This window comes from Lysinibacillus piscis, assembly GCF_026012395.1.
GTDB classification, from domain to species: Bacteria; Bacillota; Bacilli; order Bacillales_A; family Planococcaceae; genus Lysinibacillus; species Lysinibacillus piscis.
Map to the genome: position 1 here is coordinate 416,169 of NZ_BRZA01000001.1, position 24,874 is coordinate 441,042.

Annotated in this window: 23 protein-coding genes; all 23 read right to left on the reverse strand. The window is 38.4% G+C overall.

The window, feature by feature from the left end; genetic code table 11:
• Positions 1–72 precede the first annotated feature (72 nt).
• A complete protein-coding gene (locus OPF91_RS02150) occupies positions 73–765 on the reverse strand; it encodes a copper homeostasis protein CutC (protein ID WP_264987033.1) in 693 nt (230 codons plus the stop codon).
• 13 nt (positions 766–778) lie between these two features.
• The gene (locus tag OPF91_RS02155; RefSeq protein ID WP_264987034.1) at positions 779–1,789 is read right to left on the reverse strand and encodes a sugar kinase; all 1,011 of its coding nucleotides are present in this window, start codon (positions 1,787–1,789) and stop codon (positions 779–781) included.
• Entirely contained in the window at positions 1,782–2,537 is a 756-nt protein-coding gene (gene dagF / locus OPF91_RS02160; RefSeq protein WP_264987035.1) for a 2-dehydro-3-deoxy-phosphogluconate aldolase, read from the reverse strand. Before dagF ends, OPF91_RS02155 begins: the two co-directional genes overlap by 8 nt.
• Positions 2,537–3,643: a DgaE family pyridoxal phosphate-dependent ammonia lyase gene (locus tag OPF91_RS02165; protein ID WP_264987036.1), complete on the reverse strand. Its 1,107-nt coding sequence runs from the start codon at positions 3,641–3,643 to the stop codon at positions 2,537–2,539. Before OPF91_RS02165 ends, dagF begins: the two co-directional genes overlap by 1 nt.
• The gene (locus tag OPF91_RS02170) at positions 3,621–4,718 is read right to left on the reverse strand and encodes an amidohydrolase/deacetylase family metallohydrolase (protein ID WP_264987037.1); all 1,098 of its coding nucleotides are present in this window, start codon (positions 4,716–4,718) and stop codon (positions 3,621–3,623) included. The genes OPF91_RS02165 and OPF91_RS02170 overlap by 23 nt, the downstream gene beginning before the upstream one ends.
• 182 nt (positions 4,719–4,900) lie before the next feature.
• A complete protein-coding gene (locus OPF91_RS02175) occupies positions 4,901–5,611 on the reverse strand; it encodes a GntR family transcriptional regulator (protein ID WP_264987038.1) in 711 nt (236 codons plus the stop codon).
• An 87-nt stretch (positions 5,612–5,698) separates the two neighbouring features.
• A complete protein-coding gene (locus tag OPF91_RS02180) occupies positions 5,699–6,787 on the reverse strand; it encodes a DUF871 domain-containing protein (protein WP_264987039.1) in 1,089 nt (362 codons plus the stop codon).
• Between the two features lies 1 nt (position 6,788).
• A complete protein-coding gene (locus OPF91_RS02185) occupies positions 6,789–7,073 on the reverse strand; it encodes a hypothetical protein (RefSeq protein WP_264987040.1) in 285 nt (94 codons plus the stop codon).
• 16 nt (positions 7,074–7,089) lie between these two features.
• Positions 7,090–8,379 carry a PTS sugar transporter subunit IIC gene (locus tag OPF91_RS02190; RefSeq protein ID WP_264987041.1) on the reverse strand — a complete coding sequence of 430 codons (1,290 nt, stop codon included), beginning with the start codon at positions 8,377–8,379 and terminating at the stop codon, positions 7,090–7,092.
• 287 nt (positions 8,380–8,666) lie between these two features.
• A complete protein-coding gene (locus OPF91_RS02195; RefSeq protein ID WP_264987042.1) occupies positions 8,667–9,533 on the reverse strand; it encodes a 2-oxoacid:ferredoxin oxidoreductase subunit beta in 867 nt (288 codons plus the stop codon).
• Entirely contained in the window at positions 9,533–11,272 is a 1,740-nt protein-coding gene (locus OPF91_RS02200) for a 2-oxoacid:acceptor oxidoreductase subunit alpha (RefSeq protein ID WP_264987043.1), read from the reverse strand. Before OPF91_RS02200 ends, OPF91_RS02195 begins: the two co-directional genes overlap by 1 nt.
• Before the next feature lie 238 nt (positions 11,273–11,510).
• Positions 11,511–11,777: a stage V sporulation protein S gene (locus OPF91_RS02205; protein ID WP_004224903.1), complete on the reverse strand. Its 267-nt coding sequence runs from the start codon at positions 11,775–11,777 to the stop codon at positions 11,511–11,513.
• Between the two features lie 112 nt (positions 11,778–11,889).
• Entirely contained in the window at positions 11,890–12,687 is a 798-nt protein-coding gene (locus tag OPF91_RS02210) for a TIGR00282 family metallophosphoesterase (protein WP_264987044.1), read from the reverse strand.
• A 554-nt stretch (positions 12,688–13,241) separates the two neighbouring features.
• Complete coding sequence (locus OPF91_RS02215; RefSeq protein ID WP_264987045.1) at positions 13,242–14,213, reverse strand: glycosyltransferase family 2 protein; 972 nt, start codon at positions 14,211–14,213, stop codon at positions 13,242–13,244.
• A complete protein-coding gene (locus OPF91_RS02220) occupies positions 14,191–15,708 on the reverse strand; it encodes an oligosaccharide flippase family protein (protein WP_264987046.1) in 1,518 nt (505 codons plus the stop codon). Before OPF91_RS02220 ends, OPF91_RS02215 begins: the two co-directional genes overlap by 23 nt.
• Complete coding sequence (locus tag OPF91_RS02225; RefSeq protein ID WP_309297413.1) at positions 15,690–16,820, reverse strand: glycosyltransferase; 1,131 nt, start codon at positions 16,818–16,820, stop codon at positions 15,690–15,692. Before OPF91_RS02225 ends, OPF91_RS02220 begins: the two co-directional genes overlap by 19 nt.
• Before the next feature lie 12 nt (positions 16,821–16,832).
• A complete protein-coding gene (locus tag OPF91_RS02230; RefSeq protein WP_264987047.1) occupies positions 16,833–17,915 on the reverse strand; it encodes a glycosyltransferase in 1,083 nt (360 codons plus the stop codon).
• A 4-nt stretch (positions 17,916–17,919) separates the two neighbouring features.
• The gene (locus tag OPF91_RS02235) at positions 17,920–18,582 is read right to left on the reverse strand and encodes a CpsD/CapB family tyrosine-protein kinase (protein ID WP_264987048.1); all 663 of its coding nucleotides are present in this window, start codon (positions 18,580–18,582) and stop codon (positions 17,920–17,922) included.
• Positions 18,582–19,298 (reverse strand): YveK family protein, encoded by a 717-nt coding sequence (locus tag OPF91_RS02240; protein WP_264987049.1) that lies wholly within the window; start codon positions 19,296–19,298, stop codon positions 18,582–18,584. Before OPF91_RS02240 ends, OPF91_RS02235 begins: the two co-directional genes overlap by 1 nt.
• A complete protein-coding gene (locus tag OPF91_RS02245) occupies positions 19,295–20,413 on the reverse strand; it encodes an O-antigen ligase family protein (protein ID WP_264987050.1) in 1,119 nt (372 codons plus the stop codon). The genes OPF91_RS02240 and OPF91_RS02245 overlap by 4 nt, the downstream gene beginning before the upstream one ends.
• A 196-nt stretch (positions 20,414–20,609) precedes the next feature.
• On the reverse strand, positions 20,610–22,172 hold the full coding sequence (gene rny / locus OPF91_RS02250; RefSeq protein WP_264987051.1) for a ribonuclease Y: 1,563 nt from the start codon (positions 22,170–22,172) through the stop codon (positions 20,610–20,612).
• Between the two features lie 221 nt (positions 22,173–22,393).
• On the reverse strand, positions 22,394–23,458 hold the full coding sequence (gene recA / locus OPF91_RS02255) for a recombinase RecA (protein WP_264987052.1): 1,065 nt from the start codon (positions 23,456–23,458) through the stop codon (positions 22,394–22,396).
• Positions 23,459–23,612: 154 nt separating this feature from the next.
• A complete protein-coding gene (locus tag OPF91_RS02260; protein WP_264987053.1) occupies positions 23,613–24,869 on the reverse strand; it encodes a competence/damage-inducible protein A in 1,257 nt (418 codons plus the stop codon).
• Between the last annotated feature and the right edge of the window lie 5 nt (positions 24,870–24,874).

Consider the following 24,874-nt stretch of genomic DNA (forward strand, 5'->3'; position numbering starts at 1 on the left):
GATACTTAGTAGCATATAAAATAAAAAAAGGCTGCCCTTTATCCATCAAATGCAGCCTTTCGTCCATATAGCTTACTTAATCATTTCTTTTATCTTTGTTAGTATATTCCCATCAATCATTTGACCGAAATCGCCTTCTTTTCTAACACCTGAACCAAAATGGTAGTAAGGTGCCTGCAATGCTTGATGTACCATATCAATATTGTGTACATTAAGTCCTGACCCCGGCATAACTAGCGGATAATTAGGCGATTGTGAAGAATATTGGACTAAAGATTGGATAGTTGCTAATCCTTCTACAGCCGTTTGTTGCCCACCGGATGTTAGCACTTGATTGATTCGATAAGGTGATTGACAAAGCGATTGATACAATGCTTCAGTATGTTCCTCATCAATTGCCCGATGGAAGGTGATTGACAAATCCCCTAACTCCTCCATTACTTGTCCCAGCATCTGAAAATCAATCTTAGTGTCCTTTGTTAATGCACCAAAGACAATACCCGCAGCTCCAAGCCCTCGTATCATGTGTAAATCTTCCTTCATCGTTGCCCATTCCTCTTGATGATACTGGTAGGAATAACTGTGAGGACGTAACATAACCATAACAGGAATTTTTACACTATTGATAACTTGCTTTACCGTCCCATAGCTTGGTGTCAACCCACCTTCACCAATTGCTGTCACCAATTCCAAACGGTCTGCTCCATATGCCTCTGCCATTTTAGCATCTTCCGCATTTAATACAATAACCTCTAGTTTACCCATACCTTATTCCTCGCTATCTGATGACATCATGAATCGTTTGCGTCATTACTTGCCGTATATCCTGCTCAGACGACATTGGTGTGTCACCAACAATCGTGTGAGCTAACATACTTGCAGCAACTGCAAAATCCACGGTTTCCTTCGGTGAAAAGCCTTGCAGCTCACCATGTATCACACCACTCGTATAAGCATCTCCTGCACCAATACGATCATGCACTGAAAATGTACGTTGATCTGAAAACGTCAATCGCTGGTTTTTCCATAAAAATCCTTGTAAAGAATGTGTATTATCATGATTTACTGTGCGATGTGTACCTGCAATTACCGTAATATTGTACTTCTGCGCTACAAATGGCAATAATGCCTGTAGCTGTGCTGTTCGCTCTGTTTCCTCTGTAGTCATTTGCAGTGTCAGCATAGCATCTTTTTCATTCATCAGCACAATATCTGCTAGGTGAAGCATCTCCTCATAATGGGAGCGTGCCTTATCATAGCCATCCTCTCCCCAAAGTGTTGGACGATAGTTACAATCAAATACAACTGTACCACCATGTGCCTTTACAGCCGTAGCAAATTGCTTCATTTGCTGGCGCACCGTATCATTCATAGCCAGTGTAATGCCACAAAAATGGGCAACATCTATTTGTTTCGCTATTTCCTGAAAATCATATAATGATGCTGTATTAAAGCTGCTTTCTAGACGATTCGAATACGTTACACGACTTGCACGTACACCAAAGCCATTTTCTAAAAAGTACATACCAATATACTTTCCATTCCGTTGAATAAAGGTACAATCAATCCCCAATTTTTGAAGATTGGCAATGGCTGCATCTCCTACTGGATTAGCTGGTAAGGTGGAGACTAAATAACTAGGATAACCGAAACGACTTAAGGCCGCTGTTACATTCACACCTGTACCTGAAAAAGAGTATTGTAATGTATCTGCCTGTGATAACAGCGCATAGCCTGGTACCTGCAAACGCATCATGACTTCTCCAAATGCTGCAAAACGTTTACTCATTAGCATCTACCAATCTTTTCACTGTTGCTAGTAATTCTTGAACGTCTCTTACATTGGTTTTGCCTGTCTCTTTATCAATAATCGATGAATACACATGTGGAATAATTTGTGGTACATTTGCTTCTAATGCAATACGAACAATCTCCTCAAAATTATCTTTATCAATACCACCTGTTGGTTCTAATGCAAAGCCTTCCTCTCCACAAGCCTGTGCAACTGCTCGGAATTCCTCCTCATATTTCAAACCTTGCATCGGGAAATATTTCAATGCATTGCCTCCCATATCACGAACAAGGGCAATCGCTGTTTTAATCGGCACAATGGCATGCTCAGACTGTGCTGCACTAATTGGCCCTGTCGAAATATTGACATAGCCAACACGTCCAGTTGGAGATACTAAGCTATTAATCCAACTATCCTTTGCACCGAGATTAGCACGTGTTGCACCAACGGCAGGAAATACTTGATTAATATGACTACCAGCGTAATGCTTCGCAATTTCTGCAACAACAGCAGCTTGACGATTGTCTCCAGCACCTAAACCAATGGATACCGCTTCATCAATCGCTTGACCATACTGCTTCATTGCGCTGACAGCTTGTTCTACCGTTGGGTAATCCTTTGATAATACACCTACTAATACATAGCCTTCCGCCGCCTCAAATACTTCCTTTGCATTGTCTACACTGTTTGCTAAGACATTTAAGGCTACGCGCCCTTTATAAAAACGTTTTGTAATCGTCGACATTATTCATTTCCTCCTAAAATAGTACGTAGTTTTGCTACAATTATATGAATATCATCCCCTTGAAGTGGACGTGGATCAATATCAAAATAGCCTTGTCTCACACCATAATCACGTGTATAAATGGCTATATCACCCTCACACAGCGCTGTAACAACCTCTTGTGCTGTAAGCTTCGTCTGTGTTGCCTCAATATGAATACGTGCTCGAAAAATAGCGCGTCCTGCCTCATCCTGAACAATCATCACTTTGACACCATCTATTGCATTCAACGCCATCAGTGCTTGCAATGTTTCCTTTTCCTGCTCACTGTGATCCTCTTTGACACAGTATTCATCCAATGCCTGTAGTAACCCAAAGGTTGTTTCTTTACCAACCTTCATGCTACGACCAATACAATGCATCTGCACTTTCAGCCATTCAATATAGGTACGTCTACCCGCAACAATCCCTGAGGTTGGACCTTCAATTGCCTTAGAGCCACTATACACCACCAAATCCGCACATTTCACATAGGTTTGCAAATCTTCCTCAGCCGCTGCATCGACAATAAGTGGTACATGATGCTTTTGTGCAATTGCCCATGCTTCCTCCACGGATATCATATTTTTTTGTACAGCATGATGTGATTTGACATACAAAATAGCTGCTGTATGCTCACAAATGGCTTCCTCTATATGCTGTGCCTTTCCTTCATTTGCATAGCCTACCTCTACTAATGAGCCGCCGCCTAAATAAATCATCGTTTCAACAGGTGCACCGTACTGCACATTATGACCTTTTAGCATGATGATTTGATTATTCGCAATGACTTCTTGATGGAGACGCTCACTTTTTCGACGATTGCCCTGTGTTACAAGTGCTGCAACGGAAAGAGCAATACCACTTGACGCTGAATTGACAACAATAGCTGCCTCTGAGCCTACAATATTGGCAATATAGTCACCAGCCTTATCCACTAAATCAGCTATTTCTACATAGCGCTGGCCTCCCTGCTTCATCGCTTCCATCACTGTATTACTGGGTGAAGATACACCAAGGATACTCATACGTCCACTCGCATTAATAACACGTCTTAATCCATATTTAGCATTCCATGTATTCTCCATTTATGACCACTCCTTTTGCTTTGATTTGCTGATTCGCGCTACGTTGCTCTCCTAATGAATCCATGAATGTAATAGGCTCATCTACTATTTTAAATAATGTTAAATTGGCCATATCACCAACTTGTATTCGACCAAGCGCAGGCTTCTCTAACCAATTGGCTGCATTAACTGTCACAGCGTTGATTACTTCCTCAAGTGAATAACCTAAATAAAGAAATTTTGATAACACATGTGACAGGCTGTAAACAGGACCATGCAAGCGATTTTTACGATATATATCTGTGCTAATTGTATTGAACTCAATATGATGTTGCTTGGCTGCTTCTGCAATAGCAAAGGAAAAGCTCGCATTACCATGTCCCACATCTAAATGAACACCTCTAGCAATTGCCTCTCTCAGCACTGACAGAGGATTCCCCTCCACATCGAAAAGATTGTTTGCTTTGCCATTTAAATAATGTGTGACAATATCCTTTTGCTCTAATAATGGCATAATTTCTTCGATGCTTGGTGGTCCAGAGCCGATATGCACCATCAACGGCAATGATGTTTCAGCAGAAAACGCACGTGCTTTACGCAACGGTTCAATGCCATTATCCTCCACTACACTTCGGCTAATTCTTGCCTTTAGCCCAACGATTTTATTTTTATACTGTTGAACGGCTTGTAGCATTTTTGCTTTATCTAACCATTCTAAATTTGATAATTCATCCACTCTTTTTAAGCCAATTCGTGAAATATTCAAAAATGCTAAGACATTCGTTTTGGCTTGTTCTGCCTTTGTAAATAACATTGCAATTTGGTCAGCCCCACAGCTTCCTGCATCGACAATTGTTGTCACACCCTGCTTGACACCAATTTCATCTATTTCATCACCATATGGCTCAAATTCTGCAAAAGCATGGACATGCATATCAATCCAGCCACTCGATACATACATATCTGAACCATCTATTATATGCTGATGATGCCCTGTTCCTCCTTCTAAAATTTGAGTAATCCGACCATCTTCTACAACAATATCAATTTCGTTATCATTTATTTGCTTTACACGACACAGTATAAAATCCTTCATCTACTTCACCTTTTCCGTGCTCTATTTTGGCATAGTGTAATGCTTTTGTAGAATATAACATTATAATGTTATTATAGCACATGTTAAAACGATTATTAAGCATAACGTTATAATGTTTGATAATTATAGATGATACAATAAAAAGCTAAGCACCAAACAAGGGAACTTAGCTTTTTATGATGTTAAACATTCAAATTCACCACATATTTATGAATCTTCGTATTGTAATAACCAATGGAATATTCAATTAACTGTTCGTTCATATCATATGAAAATCTCGTTCTGTGGAATAATGGCTCCAAATCTGTTTTCAATAAATTCGCTATTTTCTCACTTGGAACCTCTACGCCAAATTCATCTTGAAAACGATTAAAGGTAACCCCTTTTTCATATAAAATTTCATATAAGGAATCCTTGAAAATTTCTGGGTTTGTAGGTAATGCAAATTGCTCTGGAATATAGTGTGTAAAATGAATATACGGTTGGTCATTTAGCGTATAAAGTCGTTCTATACAATAGCAACTTCCCTCAAAATACTTAGACAATATAGGTTCATCCGATATCTCTACTTTTGCTATCGTGACATGACCTTTTTTCAGCTTATAGCCTGTTGACAATAAATATTCTGAAAAGCCCTGACCCTTTGATAATTTGGACACTGCACGATTATCTAGTATTGTTGTACCGATGCCACTATGCTTTTCTACATAGCCTTCTATCGCTAGCTGCTCTACTGCCTTTCGTATCGTAATCTTGCTGACGCCAAATTCTTTTTCTAACACAGGCTCAGGCGGTAATAATGAGCCTATTGGATAGTCCCCTTTTATAATCCGCTCTTTTAATTCATTTTTCACTTGAATATAAAATGGTTCCTTATTCCGTAGCAATTTCATCAAAATCTACCTTTCCAGCAATTCTACATTTTATTCATTCCACACATCCATACCCTTATTATAACAATCTTTTTAGATAGTGTATAATCAATCTTTCAAGACAAATGTAAAGGAACTCCATGGCTTGATGTATTCCGTTAAGAAATGCTCCTCTGCTACTACTTGTGCCACTTTATTTTTTCTTGCATCCTCTGGCATATCCTTTAATACAACTTGTAGCTCACCTTTGTATTTGCCAAATTGGTTATTGCCAATAAAAACATCCCCTACATTTTGAGGAACAGCCAATCTTTCTTCAAATACTTGATTGGCGTATTTTTTTCTCACATCAACAGAGCGAATCATATATTCTGTAATATCTCCACGGCGTAAATGGGTTTCCTCTAAAACAACCTGTTTCTCTAACACACTACTATCCGCCTGCAATTCCACTTCCAATTCCACAATGTGACGATTCAAACTCCCAAGTTTACGCAATTCTTCTTCACTAGCATAAGCATTGCCAATAATGACATCATCAATGACACCTGTTGCCCATAAATGCTTTGCTTGAACATGGATTGGTAAATTTCGATGCTGCTCTAATGTACATAAACCGTCATTAATATCCCATGGCCCAAGTGTAGCTGCTTTTGATGTAATGAAAGCGGCTGTTTTAAGACCATATTTTTTAAAACGTTTTGAGCAATTAATGAAAAAATCATATGGTAAACCTGTGTATTTTTGTGGATAAAAATTATGACAGCCAATTAAATAATCTGTATTGCCTTGATGCGTTAAAATATTTGGCAAATAATCTACGTCATTACTCATATTGAGCTCAATTTTTAAGCCATAAGGGTTATTGGTCATTTTTGCTTCCTTTAAGCCATCAAAGCCTAAATCCAATCGAATCCCATCAGCACCTAGCTCATGGAAAAAGCTCAAATCATCATAGCTAATCGCTAATTTCTCAAATATCGCTGGAGAAACATCAAGAACAACCTCCATGTTTTGCGCTTTAGCAAACGTAATCACATCACTAAATTCTTGCATCAATTCCTCTTTCGGCTTTGACGCAGATAATAAACACATAAACACACGCTCAAAGCCATATTTACTTGCTAATGCCAAATACTGCTTATCTTCCGCCATTGTTGACTTTTCAGGATAAATCGATACACCTAATCGCTTCATTTTACAGCACCTCTCGCTTCGCCAATTTCTCTGCTAGCTCTTTTTGTATATTCAGTAAATATCTTTGGAAGTTTACCGTTACTAATACGGCACAGACAATCGTTGGAAGGATGACAATCAGATAGAAGCGTCCTCCCGTTAGTACAAATACATACATCGATAAGGCAATCATCAAAATGGCTACAACAAGTGATTTCCATACCTTTAATTTCGCCGCTATATTTGTTTTTAAAAAGAACATATAGGAAGCCATTAATGCCACCCCTGATAAAATCATCTCCAACATCATATCACCCTTCTCTTTATACTTCTGCGTTCTCTTGTGCTAGTTGTTGCTTTTCAAACATTTTAAAGAATGGGAAGTAAATCGCTAATGACACAAAGAAATTCAAAATAACTAAAACGCCCGCCATAATTGTCCAATCCGTACTAATAATCGCTGCAATTGGTGCAGGTACAGTGAATGGTAACTTCGCCATAATCATTGGAATCCAGCCAAATTGGAAGAATGTATAAGCAATAACACAGTTCACCATTGGCGCTAACATAAATGGAATAATTAAAATTGGATTCATCACAATTGGTGCACCAAAAATAATAGGCTCATTAATATTAAATAACCCTGGTAAAAATGATAATCTACCTAAATCCTTTAAGAATACAGATTTCGAGAACATAAATAAGACAACTAATGCTAATGTTGAGCCTGCTCCCCCAATCCATACAAACCATTGGATAAATTGCTCTGTAAATAATGTTGGTAAATTATAAGCATCACCTGTTTGAGCAAATACCTCCATGTTTTCAAGAATACTTGCATCCCACATTGGTCGAATAATCGGTCCCATAATTGCTGGACCATGAATCCCTAATGACCAGAACAGCACAATTAAGAAAATCGTCACTAACCCACCTAATAAGCTGTTCCCTACTAATAAATCTTTTAATGGTGAAATTAATAATGTAATTGTTGAGTTAATATCAAATTGCAAAATATGACGAATCACCCAGAAAATAATGATAACGAAAAATGTTGGTATTAAAGCCGTAAATGAATTGGCTACCATTGGTGGTACACTATCTGGTAATTTAATACGAATGTCTCGTTTAATAAAGAAACGGAAAATCTCTACTGTGATAAGTGATGTCACAATCGCGCCGAATAATGATTGGGCACTTAAACTACTAATGCTCAGCCAGCGTCCCGCTCCAATTACGCCCTCAACAGGTGCTGTTACTTGTACAGGCACAATGGATGTAATAAGGAATGCTAATACAGAAAGTAATCCTGCACTTAGCTGATCTAATTTATAATGCCCTGCTAGTGCATAGGCGACACCAAATGAAGCATATAAAGCCATTGCCCCTACTGTGAAGCGAAATGGAATATCTAACACTGGTCTAAAATCTGCAATAAATTCATCATAACCATTGATTGGGAAGTTTAATAAAATAACAAAAAACGAACCGATAATTGTTAATGGTAATGTCGCTAAAATACCGTTACGGATTGATAGCAGGTGACGTTGTGAGCCAATTTTATGTGCAGTTGGCATAACATTCGTTTCTAAAAAGCCCATCAATTTATTCATATAAAAACAACTCTCTTTCTCTATTAAATTTCATACATAATAACATTATAATGTTTAAAAACAAAAAAATTCAAAAAATTAAGATAATAATACAGATACTTGTGTATGATATCCTAACACCTTATATCCACCCCTTTTTTCATTTTCTAACATCTCCATCATTGAAATCCCTTTCATAGAAACATTCTATTATAGTTTAGCTACTAAGTCAACATAACATTATAATGTTTAAAATAATCATAAAAAAGGAGGCGCCAAATTATGCGCCTTCCTTTACAAAACCTTATTTACATAAATTCATCCACTAATGCGGTGAATTCTTGCTCACTCATTTTAATATCTATATCCATTAATGGTAGCTCAGAATAACCTACCACTTTTTCCTGATAAGAAGTCGTTGCTGTATCTTGATAAATAATGCCTGTCACAAGACTATCGTGCTGCATAATCGTTTGCATCGCTAGGTTGCGATCTGTATGATCATAGCCTTCGATATCTGCAAGCTTTGTTAAATGTTCTTTAAACCAATCATATGTGTTCACTTTGTTATATGTCACACATGGTGAAAAGACGTTGATGAATGAAAAGCCTTTATGATTTAAACCCGCTTCAATTAAAGCTGTTAATTCTTTAATGTCTGTAGAAAAGCCTTGTGCTACAAATGTTGCCCCACTTGTTAAAGCCACCTCTAATGGCTTCAATGATGGCTCAATTGCCCCACCTGGCGTGGACTTTGTAATAAAGCCAGCCGCAGAACGTGGTGAAGTTTGTCCTTTTGTTAAACCATAAATTTGGTTATCCATAACAACATACGTAATGTCAATATTACGACGGATTGCATGAATCGTATGCCCCATACCAATCGCAAAGCCGTCACCATCTCCACCAGAGGCGATCACATGTAAATCACGATTTGCCATTTTTAATCCTTGGGCAATCGGTAATGCACGACCATGAATACCATGGAAGCCGTATGAATTAATATAGCCCGAAATACGACCAGAACAGCCGATACCTGAAATGACAGCTAAATTATTTGGTTCAATGCCGACATTCGCTGCTGCACGTTGAATGGCAGCCTGTACAGAAAAGTCGCCACAGCCTGGACACCAGTTAGGTTTCACTGTATTACGAAAATCTTTAAATGTTGCCATTAGTGAGCCAGCTCCTTCACTTTAATTTCTAATTCCCCTGGTAAGAATGGTGTACCATTGTATTTTGTAATCATCTTTATTTTATCGTGACCGCCAATATTCATTTTCATAATATTAGCTAATTGACCTGTATAGTTGTTTTCCACTACAATCACTTTCTTCGCCTTCGCTACAAGTGGCGCCATTTCTGCTGATGGGAATGGATGGATTAAACGAATATGAGCATGGTTCACCTTCATACCCTGTGCATTCAAACGCTCCTGCACCTCTTCAATTGCTCCACGTGTTGAGTTAAACCCCACTAATAAAATATCTGCTTCCTCATGTGGTGCATTTGTATAAACAGGTTGGTCGAATCGCAATGCCTCTAGCTTACGGAAACGTTTATCCATTTGTGTTTGACGATTGCCTGTTGCCTCAGATGGCTTACCTGTTTCATCATGCTCTACCCCTGTTACATGGTGAATACCATTTAATGTACCAGGTAACACACGTGGTGAGATGCCATCCGCTGTATTTTCATAACGTTTGAAATACGCTTTATCTGCCGATTCTGCTAATTCCTCCGTAACTATTTTGCCACGACGAATTTCGATTTTACTGTAATCGAATGGCTCAGCTGTCTGCTTACCAAGTGATAGCTGTAAATCTGTCATTAAAATAACAGGTAATTGTAATTCCTCTGCAATGTTGAAGGCTTGAATCGTATCGAAAAAGGCTTCTTCTAATGTTGATGGTGCAATCACAACCTTTGGAATTTCACCATGTGTACCATAAAGCATGGCCATTAAATCTGATTGCTCCTGCTTTGTTGGTAAGCCTGTTGATGGCCCACCACGCTGTGTATCCACTACAACAAGTGGTTGCTCTGTCATCCCTGAAAGACCAATTGCTTCCATCATTAATGATAAGCCAGGGCCTGCTGATGCTGTGAACGCACGAACACCACCATAGTTTGAACCAATGGCCATCGTTGCCGCCGCAATTTCATCCTCTGTTTGAATCACAGCCCCACCAAACTTCGGTAATTTACGAATTAAGTACTCCATAATTTCAGAGGCTGGTGTAATTGGATAAGCTGCCATAAAGCGTGTACCAGCCGCTAATGCGCCAAGTGCAATCGCATCATTACCAATCATAAACATACGACGCTTGCCATCTGCTGGTGCTAATGCCCATTCACCAACACGCTCGCCTAGTAGCTCGCTCATCATTTCACGGCCACGTGCAATAGCTTCCATATTTTTTTGGACAACTTCTTCGCCCTTTTTACCAAAAATATCATTCACGACATTTTGGAATACTTCATCGTCTAAATTCAGAAGCGCAGCCGTTGCACCAATTGCTACCATGTTTTTCATCAGGGTTGTACCAAGCTCTGCCGCAATTTCGGTAAACGGTACAACAAATAATGGTGCCTTTGAGTCTTCAGGCTTCACCGGCTCAAATTTAGCATCCGCTAAAATAACGCCCTTTTCTGTTAATTCTTGATAGTTGACGTCAATCGTTTCTTGATCAAACGCCACTAAAATATCTAAATCATCCGCAATTGAGCGTACCTCTGTTGGACGAACTGTAATTTTATTATTCGTATGGCCACCTTTAATACGTGAAGAGAAGTGGCGATAGCCGTATAGGAAATAGCCTAAACGGTTCATAGCCATTGAGAACATTTCCCCTGTACTTTCAATCCCTTCACCTTGTTGCCCACCGACCTTCCATGAAAGCTGATGTAACATAATTCACATCTCCTTAATTCTAAATATATGCTATTATTTTTCCTCCATAAGTTTAACACGAAGAACCTTCATACACTATCGTTATTGTATGAATAACAAGAAAATCAGACCTTTGACCGAAAATCATGTTCATTATGTAGACAAACTCTATTTAAGTTTCATCTATATCCATTATCTACAATTGCTCAAAAAAATGCCTTGCCATCTATGTGATAGGCAAGGCATTTGCTTCATTGTTCTATCGAATACGCTTTTCTACCAGCAGCTTTAAGGCTGTACGTTCCTCACCAGCAATTAAAATATCCGCAAACGCCGGTGCACAAATTAAATCTGTGCCACTTGGCGCTACAAATCCGCGTGCAATCGCCACTGCTTTCACGGCTTGGTTCAGTGCACCCGCCCCAACTGCTTGCATTTCTGCCTGCCCTTTTTCTCGAATTACCGCTACTAGTGCACCTGCAACTGAATTTGGATTAGAGCGTGATGATACTTTTAATGAATCCACAATTATTCCTCCCCGTTTCGCGAATAATGTTACGCTCAATAACTCACTTTTTAGTCGTCAAGTTATTGTCCGTAGGTCATTTTATGCTCGCTACCGAGAAAATAGACTAAGTTTAACCTTGGAATGGATAATCTTCATTAATATAAATTCGTTCACAGTGTAATGCTTTGCCTGTTTTATCATCTATTTCTACAAAAAAGCCACTTAATACTTCTCGTCCTTTTTTCGGTACTTCAAAACGTGCGGGCATATTTGTTTGGAATTTATAAATAACGCTCTCCTTTGTCATGCCTAAAATTTCATCATATGGTCCTGTCATACCGACATCCGTAATATAGGCTGTGCCATTCGGATAAATACGTGCATCGGCGGTTTGTACATGCGTATGTGTGCCTACAACGGCTGATGCCTTGCCATCTAAATGCCAACCAAGTGCGATTTTTTCACTTGTTGCCTCTGCGTGGAAATCGACGAAAACGAGTGGTGATGTTTGTCGTGCTTCCTCAATTAACATATCCGCCATTGCAAAAGGGTCCTCATGTGGTGGTAAAAAGACACGACCATGTAAATTGATGACTGATAATGTCACACCATTTTTTGAAATTTGCACCATACCCTTCCCTGGCGCTTCACTTGAAAAATTCGCAGGGCGGATTAAATAATCAGCCTCATCAATAAAATCAAAAATTTCTTTATTGTCCCATGTATGATTCCCCATCGTAATGACATCAACACCCATTTGTAATAGCTGCTGATAAATACTACTAGTAATGCCACGACCAGCCGCTGCATTTTCACCATTCGCAATGACTACATCTGGACTTAACTTTCTTTTTAAACGTGGTAAATATTTTTCAACGGCATCTCGTCCAATCGAGCCGACAATATCGCCTATAAATAATACTTTCATTCTGTCACAACCATTCTTTCGATTTCATACCGTTCTTTATTGTACCGCTAGTTCCTTTATTACGCAAAGTGAAATATGATTTCATCAATTGCCAGCCAAACGTAAAAATCGGCTCACACCAATTTCTTGGTATCAACCGATTTTGTATAATAGAAAACATTACCGTCTTTTGTTAAAAACATAATAATTGATAAAAAAGTATGTGGAAACACCTATGATAATACAACCGATTAGAAGCACTATTCGATAATGAAAATCATCTACTAACATGGCAATAGCAGCACCCGCAAGAAAACCCATAAACGTTAACAACAGTGATAATAAAAATTTAGTATTCATGCCATATGAATTCCTTTTTTTCTATATTAACAAAATTTACAAATATATCAATATCCAAATATTGAATCGTCATCTACTTCAATATTTATATTATAAAAAGATACGGTCTATTCAAATACTTCGATGTCTACTTTCTTTCCACACAAAATTTGAGAGAATTTCAAATTTCGATACAAATCATTGAATAAAATTTTTCTACTAGCGACAGCGAAAAATTAGCTTCTATTCAAAGCAATCAGCCACACTGCGAATCGCCAGCATTTCATTTTCAATAGCCAAACAAATACAGCCCGTTTGCCACTGAGTCCTTTTACTTTCAACACATCGGGATAGCTCTTTAAAAATAAGTGCATATCCTCTTTTATTTTAGTTGATTGATGTAGGATAACTAGCAAGCCCTCTAATTGATAATACAAAAAATGATTTCTTACTTTTTTCGTTACCGTCGTTTTTTGCAAAGCCATCGCCATCTTTTGATACAGTAAATTATATTTTTCCTGTAAATGTACAATCTGTCCTCTTGTTAAAGAGCATTGATTTGCTACATTATAATAGTAAAGCTGCTTTGGCACATAACAAACCGCCTGACTATGGATAAGAACATTCATCATAAACAGCGCATCTTCCGCAAAGCACATCTCTTCATCAAAGCGTAACGTATGTTCATCTAAAAAGGATTTTTGATAAAGTTTACAGCTAACAAAACCAAAATGTTTTTCCCCTTTTTCAGTAAACAATAATGTTAAGCATTCCATAGCACTATACAGTTGATAGACTTGCGAAGTGTAATGCAGCTTACGACAATGTGCAATTTCCTGCCAATACAAATCGCATTTCGCAATGGCTAGCCCCGTTGTTTGACAAGCTGTATACAATTCCTCTAACATTGTGCGTTCAAGCCAATCATCTGCATCTACAAATGTTACATAATGCCCTGTAGCTTGCTCAAGCCCTACATTGCGTGCTTTACTAACACCACTATTTTGTTGATTCAACACGTGTATACGAGGATCTGCTTGTGCAAATTGCTGGACAATTGTAAATGAGTCATCCGTACTTCCGTCATTAATGACAAGTATTTCAATTTGTTGCAATGTTTGCTGACAAATGCTCGTTAAACATTTTTCCAAATACAATGCCGCATTGTACACAGGAAGAATCACACTAACTAAAATGTCGGATGCCAATGCGCTGTACCCCCTTGTATACCCATTGTCTCTGCCCCTTCGTCAATCCAATCCAAAACACACTACCACTAACGAAAACTGTATAACAACATAAAATAATTCCCATGTCATACCATGTTGTTTCTCGGTACAAAGTGAGCCGTATGCATTGTGTCAGACCAATCGCTAGTAGGAATGCCAAAGCTAGCCGACCCATTTGCTGCCAAAAACGACCAATCATTAACTGCACTTTTTTAGCATAATAAATATTCATCACTACACCATTGCCAATCAATAAAGAACATCCTGTCACAACAGCTGTCCCTATCTTGCCAAAATAATAAATGGCTGGAATTGATAAAATGATATTACTAATAGCAATCACAATTAACAGCCATGTACGAAACGTTAATAAATTTTTTGCTTTCAACACATTCAGCCCTATATTTTGAATTAAATCAATCATAAATGGCAACATAATGAGTAACACAATCAAGTAAACCTCCACGAATGCCTCACCTAGCCATAATGCTAAAAAAGTTTGTCCCACAAGATAAAAGCCACCTAAAATATAGCCAATAATCAAAAACTGTACCATGCCAACATGGATAAATAATGTATTAATCGACGACCATTCATTTTGTGCCACCAATATAGAGATACGTGGTAAAAATAATCCACTAACTGCTAAAGCCAGCGACATAAAAAGTAAAACAATTTGAATCGCCACTGCATAAATGGCTACATCGACTGTTCCTTTGAAAATACCTAACAAGAGCTGATCGGTTTGCCAATAAATTTTATCCACAATTACCGTCATAAAAATCAATAAGGCATACATAAAAATTTCCTTTTGCAATGCTGTATCCTTGAATTTCCACGTAAATTTAACTGCCAACACCTTGTAACAAAACAGTGCATCTACTAGTAAAAATAAACTATTATACGTTGCTGCCACTGCAATTAATGTGACTGTACCTGCACCTTGCCATAAAAAAAACAGCATCGTCAGTGGCTGAAGAACGACTTGTAACAATGCTGTTGCTTTCATAAAAATAAATTTTTCATATGCCTGTAAAATGGAGGCAAAAACACTTAAAGGAAATTGAACAGCCAAGCTAATTGTCATGACATATCCCATCACTTTAGCTCTTTCAAGCTGCCCATCAGTGAGACTTTGTCCAAAAATAAGCTCGATATGAGAAAATAATAACCAACCAATGAACAATGTTAGTACACCAATACCTAAAAAAAGCTTAAGAAAAAAGCCATTTAAAGCCGCTTCCATTGTCTCATTACCAATTGCTCGATTTCTTGCAATGTACCTGACAATGGCATTGCCTAAGCCTAAATCCAAAATCGATAAATAACCCATTAATCCTAGCATTAATGAATAGAGACCAAATTCCTGCTGACCAAGAAACGATACCATCATTGGCGTAAAGAAAATGGATGTTAAAATCGTACAGCCAATCGTGATATACGACAAAACCGCCGCTATTTGGATGGCTCGCATATACACACCTGCTCATAAAGTGCCTGATACTGCTCCGCAATATAGGGAAGATGAAAATGAGCAATTACATGCTCACGCCCAAGCCTTGCCTTTGTCTCATACTGCTGCTCATTATAATGCAATACCATAGCAATCGCCTGTGCCAAAGCAGTCGCATCCTTTGCTGATACTACTTCACCATAATCCCCTACAATATAGCGACAATCCCCTACATCTGTCGTCACACAGCATGTACCGCTTGCCAATGCCTCTACTAAAACATTCGGTAAGCCTTCACCAGCGGAAGATAAGACAAGCACATCCGCTGCTGCCATGAGTTGAGGAATATCCTCTCGACAGCCTAATAGCCATACATAATCACTCAACTTCTCCTGCCGAATTAATGCCAGTAACTGCTGGTTTGCTTCATCAATATCAAGCCCCACTAAAAATAAATAAAAATCTTGCCCTCGCTGTTGAAGTAAACGCATACTCGCTAACAAATTCGGATAATCCTTCAAAGGGTCCCAACGTCCAACATGTAAAATAATGGGCTTGTCCTCTATAGCAAAATGGGTTTGATAATACACTCGCTTTACACTTGGTCGAAAAAGATCAGTTTCGATGCCATTCACAATAACGTGATGCTGGTTATTTGTATAGCCGATTGCTTCATGGATTGCCTTCACTTGTGGTCCACAGGATACAATACCATCTACATAACGAGAAAATGATGCACACAGTTTGGCAATCCAAATCGTTGTACGCTTATTGCTATGTTTTTCTAAATTACTATGATGAATCCCCCAAATAATTTTTTTACGCCACGTTTTCGCAATCAGAAAGCCTATGAAGTTAGAATGATACATCCATGTTTGAATAATATCGCTCTGTTTACATAATCGAAAACATTGCCAAATCGCCTTCAAAAAATCAGTTTTTAAATTACAGCTATAAACATTTATATGATGTTGTTGTAATAATTCACCGTACACATCCATTTCTGTTAAACAAATAACATCGACCTCATATAACTCACGATTCGTTGCTTGCAGTAAACGATAAAGCATCGCCTCCGCACCACCAATACCAATAGCCGTAATAATATGGGTAATTTTTCGTTTTCTTTGTATAAAACCATCCTTTTACCGCTCATAGTAAGTACATAATTTATCTGCAACTGCCGTGACATGTAGTCCTTTATCGTATAAACATTGGACAATTTGCTGTGAAGAAACAGGCTGCCGCTTCTCTACTATCGCTTGCACCCATTCCTCCAATTCTCCTTGTGTATCTAAATAAGTGACTAATCCAAGCTCCAAATCAGGCTCTTTCGGCACTGTAGAAGAAGCAATGGCAGGTGTACCACATAATTGTGCCTCCAGCAACACCATGCCAAAGCCTTCCTCCAATGAAGGTAACAGCAATACATCAAATAGCTGAAGCAATTCAAAAATATCAGCACGCTGCCCTAATAACTTCACTGATTCCTGTAAATGATGCTGGGCAATCCATGCTTGAATTTTCTGTTCTAATGGCCCCTCTCCAACTAAAAATAGTTGAAAAGCAATGTCCTTGTTCTTCAAGTACTGTGCTAACTTTAATAAAAAAGCATGATTTTTCACTGGCATAAAACGTCCAATATGCCCTAATATAAGCTGATTATCTTTTATACCTAACAGCTGTTGATAGCGTTCTTTGTCATTCGGTGATAGTCGCTTACTATTCGCTATATTGACTGGATTTGCAAGAATATCAAAAGGCTTATTGTCAAAGCAAAATGCCCCTGCCTGTGGACTACAAGCTAATAATGTAGTTGCATTGATGGTACTTAACTTTTTTAATATTGCTAACAGATGGGGCTGATTCCATTGCTCAGCTACCGTTGTATGGCTATGCAATACACGACAAGGCACACGAGCTAAACGTGCCGCAAACATAGTGAACATCGCTCGATAACCCGTATGGTCATGCACAGCCTCATAGCCGTTATGTCGTATAATCTGGTATATATTTTTCATATAAGCAATTGGCCCTTGCTCCGTTATATATGGCTGATAAAATAATTGGGAGCCTTGTGCCATAAAATGCTCATGATAAAAGCCCTTATTAAAGACAACAAAATCAAAATGATACAATGCTTTATTCGTTTGCGTCCAAATATCTAATATCATTGTCGTAATGCCACCAAAATCCGTTGTTGGGATGATATGCAAAATTTTTTTCATTTACTTAATACTCACTATACTGATCATAATGTGTATGCTTCATTTGTACATTGTTCAGCACTGTACCTAAAATCGTTGCCTGTGACATTGTCAAAATGGATTTGGCTTTGACAATCGCTTTTTTATGCACAGCGCCTGCACCAATAACAAGAATTGTCCCATCACAAAGATTCGCTATAATTTGGGCATCTGCCACAAAAAGCAATGGCGGTACATCAAACAGCACGATATCATAGGTAGCCTTCATCTCCTCTACTACAGTAGTTAATGTATCTGTAGCTAATAATTCCATTGGGTTTGGGGGAATCGGTCCACTTGTTATCATATCAAGCCCATCAATGCTTGTTTGTTGTACAGCCTCATGCCATAATTGCTGCCTTGCTAAAACAGTAGATAGCCCACCATCATTATCAAGATAAAACGTATGATGCAATGTAGGTTTACGCATATCGGCATCTACGAGTAATACCTTTTTACCTTCCTGTGCAAAAACAACAGCCAAATTGGCAACATTCGTTGTTTTTCCTTCACCAGAAATAGCAGATGTCACTGTAATGGTTTTGATTTCCTGATTCGGTTGTAAAAATTTCATATTGGTACGGATGGTACGGAATTGTTCAGATGGGATGGCCATTGCATCCGAAATGGTAATCAGTTTACGTGCCATTAATGACCTTTTCTTTTTGTTTTGAAAGATAATGATCGTCCTTTCTTATACCATCGTTTATCGATTTGACTCACAATACCTATTACAGGTAACGCTAGAAGTGCCTCAATTTCTTGCTCTGTCCGAACCGTTTGATTACGTGTTTCTAAAAAATAAACAAGCATCGCTGCAACCATCAGCCCAGCTACTATTGCAACGGCGATATTGAGTATTTTTTGAGGCTTCACAAGCATCGCCTCTTTTGTAACAGATAAAATTGTAATATTGTCCACATACATCAGCTTAGGAATCTCTTGCTGGAACACCTCTGCTACGGTTTGTGCAATCACTACAGCCTGTGATGCTTGCTTATCCTCTACCTGAATGGTCACAACCTGTGAATTATTCGCACTAACTACAGCCAGTTGTGTCATTAATCGTTCAGGCGTTGTCTGCAATGCTAGTTGTTCAATCACTCTCGATAAAATAGCAGGGCTTTTAATAATGACACTATAAGTATTAATCAACTGTAAATCTGTATCAATATGTTGCAAAGACGGATTATCATCGTTTTTTTGATTGACCAATAATTGTGCTTCTGCTTCATAAATGGGCGTTAATATAAAAAAACTTATACATGCGACACTGCCTGTGATGAACAATGTCAATAGCATCATAAACAGCCAACGCTTGCGCAATATTTTTACAATATCTTGTACAGATATTTCCTCTGTCAACTGGCTTTCCCCCTCTCCCTGACCCCACTCACAATAAAAATCAATAAATGCAGTACATTAAAATATAAAATTTCAAATGTCGATACACAGAAGGCGGCAAGTACTACAAGCACGATAAAAAGCTGTCGATTAGCTTGTACTATACACAGCAAAAAAACGCTGTAGCAAATAACAGCTAATACCCCTGCTTCATGTATAATATTGAAAAATGTATTATGTGCGTGTGCTACACCTATCTCCCATAATGCCGCAGTTCCATGTCCCCAAAAACGTACATGCTGCCACACATAGTGCCAAATTTCCAATCGCCCATCCATCATATCTGCAGATTTTCTTTCCATTTTTAGCATGATACTTTGCCAAGCTTGCTGCATAGAAGTATTTTCAAGCATCATCAGCCCTAAAAAACAGCCTACACTAAGCAATAGAAAGATGAATTTAAGGGATGGTAAAAATGCCATTTTACTATGCACCCACAATGCAATAATGGTGACCATCGTTAAGACAAATACCGTCAATAGGGATGTACGTGCATTCGACAGCAAAATAACATATACACCGATTAAATAGATGCCAATATAAAGGACAAATGTGATAATGGCTAATCTTTGTCCCATTAAAAAAGCTTTCGTCATGTCATATAATCTAAGCAATACAACAACGATAAGTGCAATCATGGAAAAGCCTAGTGTATTCGGGTTTTCAAACACTCCTGCAAAAGCACCATAAACCATATGCTGGCGCTGAAAGCAAAGAATAAGGAATGGTAGATAAGCAATGAGTATTCCATTCAATAGAATATTTTTTAGCTGTGCCCCTACTAATGTCGGCAAAAAAATACCGATAGCAACATACATCACAAATAATTGAATACTATTTTTCAATAAATCAACATCTTGATTCACAGCAGCTGCTATCAAACATACGAATGTATAGCTACTAAATAATAGACTTGCTTGTACATGGGGAATACGAATCGTTGCATGCAATAAATAAGTTACTACAATAATGATAAAACAAAGAAGTAAGGATAATTTGTGGTAAATACCTGCCACTGGCTGCATCAAGCTCAGCCAAATTAGTGTGCTAAACAATGCTGTATAGCACCATGTCATACGTGTATCACACCCAGTTCTGATAGGGGATTTTCCACCATATTCTTTGCGCCAAGAAATGGTCTTGCTGTTATACTATGTACACCAGTCCCTAGCATATGAATAGAATTTATTTTTAGGTGTAAGCTGACTTCTATTTGCTTGATAACGAAAAAATGTCGTCTGCTTTATACAGACGACATTGCTATAAATTTATTTATTTCGCATAATCCACAGCACGTGTTTCACGAATAACAGTTACTTTAATATGACCAGGATAATCAAGCTCTTCTTCAATACGCTTGCTGATATCACGTGCTAGGCGATGTGAAGCAAGATCATCAATTTTTTCTGGCTGTACAATAATACGGATTTCACGGCCTGCCTGAATGGCAAAGGATTTCTCAACGCCATCATAGCTTTCTGAAATTTCCTCTAACTTTTCAAGTCTGCGAATATAATTTTCAAGTGTTTCACTACGCGCACCTGGACGAGCTGCTGATAGTGCATCGGCAGCGGCTACTAATACAGCAATAACCGATGTCGCCTCTGTATCGCCATGATGTGAAGCAATACTATTAATAACAACTGGATGCTCTTTATATTTCTTTGCTAGTTCCACACCAATTTCAACATGGCTACCTTCTACTTCATGGTCAATCGCTTTCCCAATGTCATGAAGTAAACCAGCACGACGAGCTAAAGTAACATCTTCCCCAAGCTCTGCTGCTAATAGGCCTGCTAGATGAGCTACTTCAATCGAATGTTTCAGAACATTTTGACCATAACTTGTACGATATTTCATACGGCCTAAAATTTTCATTAAATCAGGATGTAAATTATGAATACCAATTTCAAATGTCGTTTGTTCACCTGTTTCACGAATTTGTTCATCGACTTCACGGCGTGATTTTTCCACCATTTCCTCAATACGTGCAGGATGAATACGACCATCTTGTACAAGTTTCTCAAGTGCCAATCGAGCGGTTTCACGACGAATTGGATCAAATCCTGAGAGAATAACTGCTTCTGGTGTATCATCAATAATTAAATCAATACCTGTTAATGTCTCTAATGTACGAATATTGCGCCCTTCTCGCCCAATAATCCGACCTTTCATTTCATCATTTGGCAAGTTAACAACAGAGACCGTTGTTTCTGCCACATGGTCTGCAGCAAATCGCTGTAAGGCCAATGATAAAATTTCACGTGCTTTTTTATCGGAATCTTCTTTTGCACGTGTTTCTGCTTCTTTCGTCATAACAGCAATATCAGTTGTTAGCTCTTGTTCTACTTCACTCAAGATAATTGTTTTTGCCTCTTCTCTTGTTAAAGCAGAAATACGTTCCAACTCTGTTTTTTGCGTGGCTACGAGCTCGCCCACTTTGCTTTCCATCTGTTCAATATGCTGTTGTTTTCCAACTAGAGCTTGTTCTTTGCGCTCTAAGCCTGCTTCTCTTTTATCCAGAGCATCATCCTTGCGGTCAAGATTTTCTTCTCTTTGCAATAAACGGTTCTCTTGTTTTTGAAGCTCTAAACGACGTTCACGAATGTCATTTTCGGCTTCAGTACGAAATTTGTGAGTTTCATCTTTGGCTTCCAGTAGTGCTTCTTTTTTCAATGCCTCCGCTTCTCGTTTTCCTTCTTCAACGATTGTTTCAGCGACATGCTTAGCACCAGTGATTTTGGAGTCATTCACTTTTTTCATGTAGATATAGCTAACAGCGGCACCAACGATGAGTCCAAGCAAAGCGGAGATGATAATAGTAATTCCATCCATATGAACACCTCCTCTTGCTATTTCATGAATACGGTTTCAGTTGGCTCATACAATAAATGTATTGCCTATTTTCAAGTCATAATTCAGAAATTGTACATAATTAATTGTATAGCTAGCTAGAAGCTCTGTCAAGATTAGTCAGCTATTCATGTACCTTTTTAAGCGTTCAACTAAAAATGCATTGTCCACACATTTGCTGTGCGAACAATGCATTTTCTAACTTATTTTTCTTCTTCAAGAAGTAATAATAGTTCTTCATCCATCTCTTCTTCATCATGGGCAGCAATTGTGTATGAAGAAGCTGTCATGCCATACGAAGTACGGATTTTATTCGCAATATCCTCTAAAACAGCAGGATTTTCTTTTAAGTATTGCTTAGCATTTTCACGACCTTGCCCTAAACGTTCGTCGCCATATGCATACCATGAGCCACTTTTTTGGACGATATCTAATTCTACACCTAAATCCACTGTTTCGCCCTCTTTAGAAATACCTTCTCCATACATAATATCAACCTCTGCTGTACGGAAAGGTGGCGCTACTTTGTTTTTCACGATTTTTACTTTTGTTCGGTTTCCGACAATATCATTTCCTTGTTTAATTGCCTCTGCACGACGCACCTCTAAACGAACAGAACTGTAGAATTTCAGTGCACGTCCACCAGGCGTTGTTTCTGGATTTCCAAACATAACCCCAATTTTTTCACGAATTTGGTTAATAAAAATAGCAATTGTTTTTGATTTATTAATAGAACCTGATAATTTACGCAATGCTTGAGACATTAAACGCGCTTGCAAACCTACGTGAGAATCACCCATATCTCCTTCGATTTCAGCTTTTGGCACTAATGCTGCAACAGAGTCAATAACAATAATATCAATCGCACCACTGCGTACTAATGCTTCCGCAATTTCAAGTGCTTGCTCCCCAGTATCTGGCTGAGATAATAATAACTCATCAATATTAACACCTAATTTTTGTGCATAGATTGGATCTAAAGCGTGCTCGGCATCAATAAATGCTGCTTGCCCACCAGTTGCTTGTACTTCTGCAATTGCATGTAGAGCAACCGTTGTTTTACCAGATGATTCTGGACCATATACTTCAATAATACGTCCACGAGGATAACCGCCTACTCCTAAAGCTGCATCAAGTGCTAATGAACCACTAGATGATGTAGCAATTTCTAAATCGGTCTTTTCACCAAGCTTCATGATAGACCCTTTACCAAAGTTTTTTTCAATTTGTTTTAACGCTTGCTCTAAAGCTGCTTTACGATCACTCATTATCAATTCCTCCTATATGAAAACTGTTCACTGCTTTTCTCTATTTCTACTATACTTGTTTTTTAGAGAAGAAGCAAGAAAAAAGCGAACACTTATTCTAATTTTCTTCAAAATAAAAATTTGGGCATTTTATTTCACCCAAATTTCTATTTTACTAGCTTTTTTTATAGCCATGTACCTCTAAAAGACGCATTAAATAGTGACATGTGAACTTTACTGCGCGTAATCGATTCGTGTTGCGCATTCCCGATAGGTGCAATTCATATGTAATAGGCTCTTCTTTATCTATTGCAATACCAATCCACACTGTTCCTGCTGGCTGTCCATCATGCGCTGTTGGACCTGCTGCACCCGTTAAACCAATGCCAATATGTGTGTTAAATTTTCGGCGTACGGCATCTGCCATTGCCGCTGCACATGCACTACTCACAACGCCCTGTGTCGCTAACAATTCGCTCGAAATACCAAGCTGTTGGATTTTGGCTTCCTCTGTATATGTCACAATCCCACCAACTAATGTACCGCTAACACCTGCAACTTCTGCTAACTCAGCTTGAAATAGACCTGCCGTTAAACTTTCAGCAGCTGCAATCGTGAGCTTATTTGCAAGAAGCATTTCTACTGTCTTAGAAGCTAGTGAATCATCATCTATACCATATTGATATTCACCAACAAGCGCTTGAATTTCAGCTATTTTTGCCGCAATTAACTGCTGGGCTTCCTGTTCTGTTTGTGCTTTTGCTGTCACACGTAATGTCACTTCGCCATCAGAGGCAAGCGGCGCAACAGTTGGATTTGTTTGGCTTTCTAAAATATCTTGCACACGCACTTCTAGCTCTGCCTCTCCAATGCCGTAAAAGCGCATCACATGTGAAGAAATGACGCCTCCATCATGCAGCATCGCAGCTAATTTTGGCTTTGCTTCAAATTGAAACATCGGCTCTAGCTCTTTTGGTGGACCTGGTAATAAAATATATGTGCGTTCATCTTTCCTAAAAATCATTCCTGGTGCCATACCATGATGATTGGCTAAAATATTACTACCCGCTAATACTAGTGCTTGTTTACGGTTATTTTCTGTCATAGGCTTTCCTCGTTTAGCAAAAAATTGCTCAATCGAGGTCAATGCTTGCTCATCATGTTCTAATACTACACCTAAATGCCCAGCAATCGTTTCTTTTGTTAAATCATCTTTTGTTGGCCCGAGTCCACCAGAAAAAATCAGTAAATCTGCACGAGCTTCTGCAATGGCAATCGCCTCTACTAAACGCTGTGTATTATCACCTACAACCGTATGATAATAAACATTAATACCGAGCTCTGATAATTGTTGAGAAATAAATTTTGCATTTGTATTGGCAATTTGTCCAAGCAATAATTCTGAACCTACCGCTAAAATTTCAGCATTCAATCTTC

Bases quoted from the DNA above. Each gene is read 5' to 3' on its own strand.
- OPF91_RS02150 (WP_264987033.1), bottom strand. From the start codon at position 765: ATGGGTAAACTAGAGGTTATTGTATTAAATGCGGAAGATGCTAAAATG.
- OPF91_RS02155 (WP_264987034.1), bottom strand. From the start codon at position 1,789: ATGAGTAAACGTTTTGCAGCATTTGGAGAAGTCATGATGCGTTTGCAG.
- dagF (WP_264987035.1), bottom strand. From the start codon at position 2,537: ATGTCGACGATTACAAAACGTTTTTATAAAGGGCGCGTAGCCTTAAAT.
- OPF91_RS02165 (WP_264987036.1), bottom strand. From the start codon at position 3,643: ATGGAGAATACATGGAATGCTAAATATGGATTAAGACGTGTTATTAAT.
- OPF91_RS02170 (WP_264987037.1), bottom strand. From the start codon at position 4,718: ATGAAGGATTTTATACTGTGTCGTGTAAAGCAAATAAATGATAACGAA.
- OPF91_RS02175 (WP_264987038.1), bottom strand. From the start codon at position 5,611: ATGAAATTGCTACGGAATAAGGAACCATTTTATATTCAAGTGAAAAAT.
- OPF91_RS02180 (WP_264987039.1), bottom strand. From the start codon at position 6,787: ATGAAGCGATTAGGTGTATCGATTTATCCTGAAAAGTCAACAATGGCG.
- OPF91_RS02185 (WP_264987040.1), bottom strand. From the start codon at position 7,073: ATGTTGGAGATGATTTTATCAGGGGTGGCATTAATGGCTTCCTATATG.
- OPF91_RS02190 (WP_264987041.1), bottom strand. From the start codon at position 8,379: ATGAATAAATTGATGGGCTTTTTAGAAACGAATGTTATGCCAACTGCA.
- OPF91_RS02195 (WP_264987042.1), bottom strand. From the start codon at position 9,533: ATGGCAACATTTAAAGATTTTCGTAATACAGTGAAACCTAACTGGTGT.
- OPF91_RS02200 (WP_264987043.1), bottom strand. From the start codon at position 11,272: ATGTTACATCAGCTTTCATGGAAGGTCGGTGGGCAACAAGGTGAAGGG.
- OPF91_RS02210 (WP_264987044.1), bottom strand. From the start codon at position 12,687: ATGAAAGTATTATTTATAGGCGATATTGTCGGCTCGATTGGACGAGAT.
- OPF91_RS02220 (WP_264987046.1), bottom strand. From the start codon at position 15,708: ATGCGAGCCATCCAAATAGCGGCGGTTTTGTCGTATATCACGATTGGC.
- OPF91_RS02230 (WP_264987047.1), bottom strand. From the start codon at position 17,915: ATGAAAAAAATTTTGCATATCATCCCAACAACGGATTTTGGTGGCATT.
- OPF91_RS02235 (WP_264987048.1), bottom strand. From the start codon at position 18,582: ATGGCACGTAAACTGATTACCATTTCGGATGCAATGGCCATCCCATCT.
- OPF91_RS02245 (WP_264987050.1), bottom strand. From the start codon at position 20,413: ATGACATGGTGCTATACAGCATTGTTTAGCACACTAATTTGGCTGAGC.
- rny (WP_264987051.1), bottom strand. From the start codon at position 22,172: ATGGATGGAATTACTATTATCATCTCCGCTTTGCTTGGACTCATCGTT.
- recA (WP_264987052.1), bottom strand. From the start codon at position 23,458: ATGAGTGATCGTAAAGCAGCTTTAGAGCAAGCGTTAAAACAAATTGAA.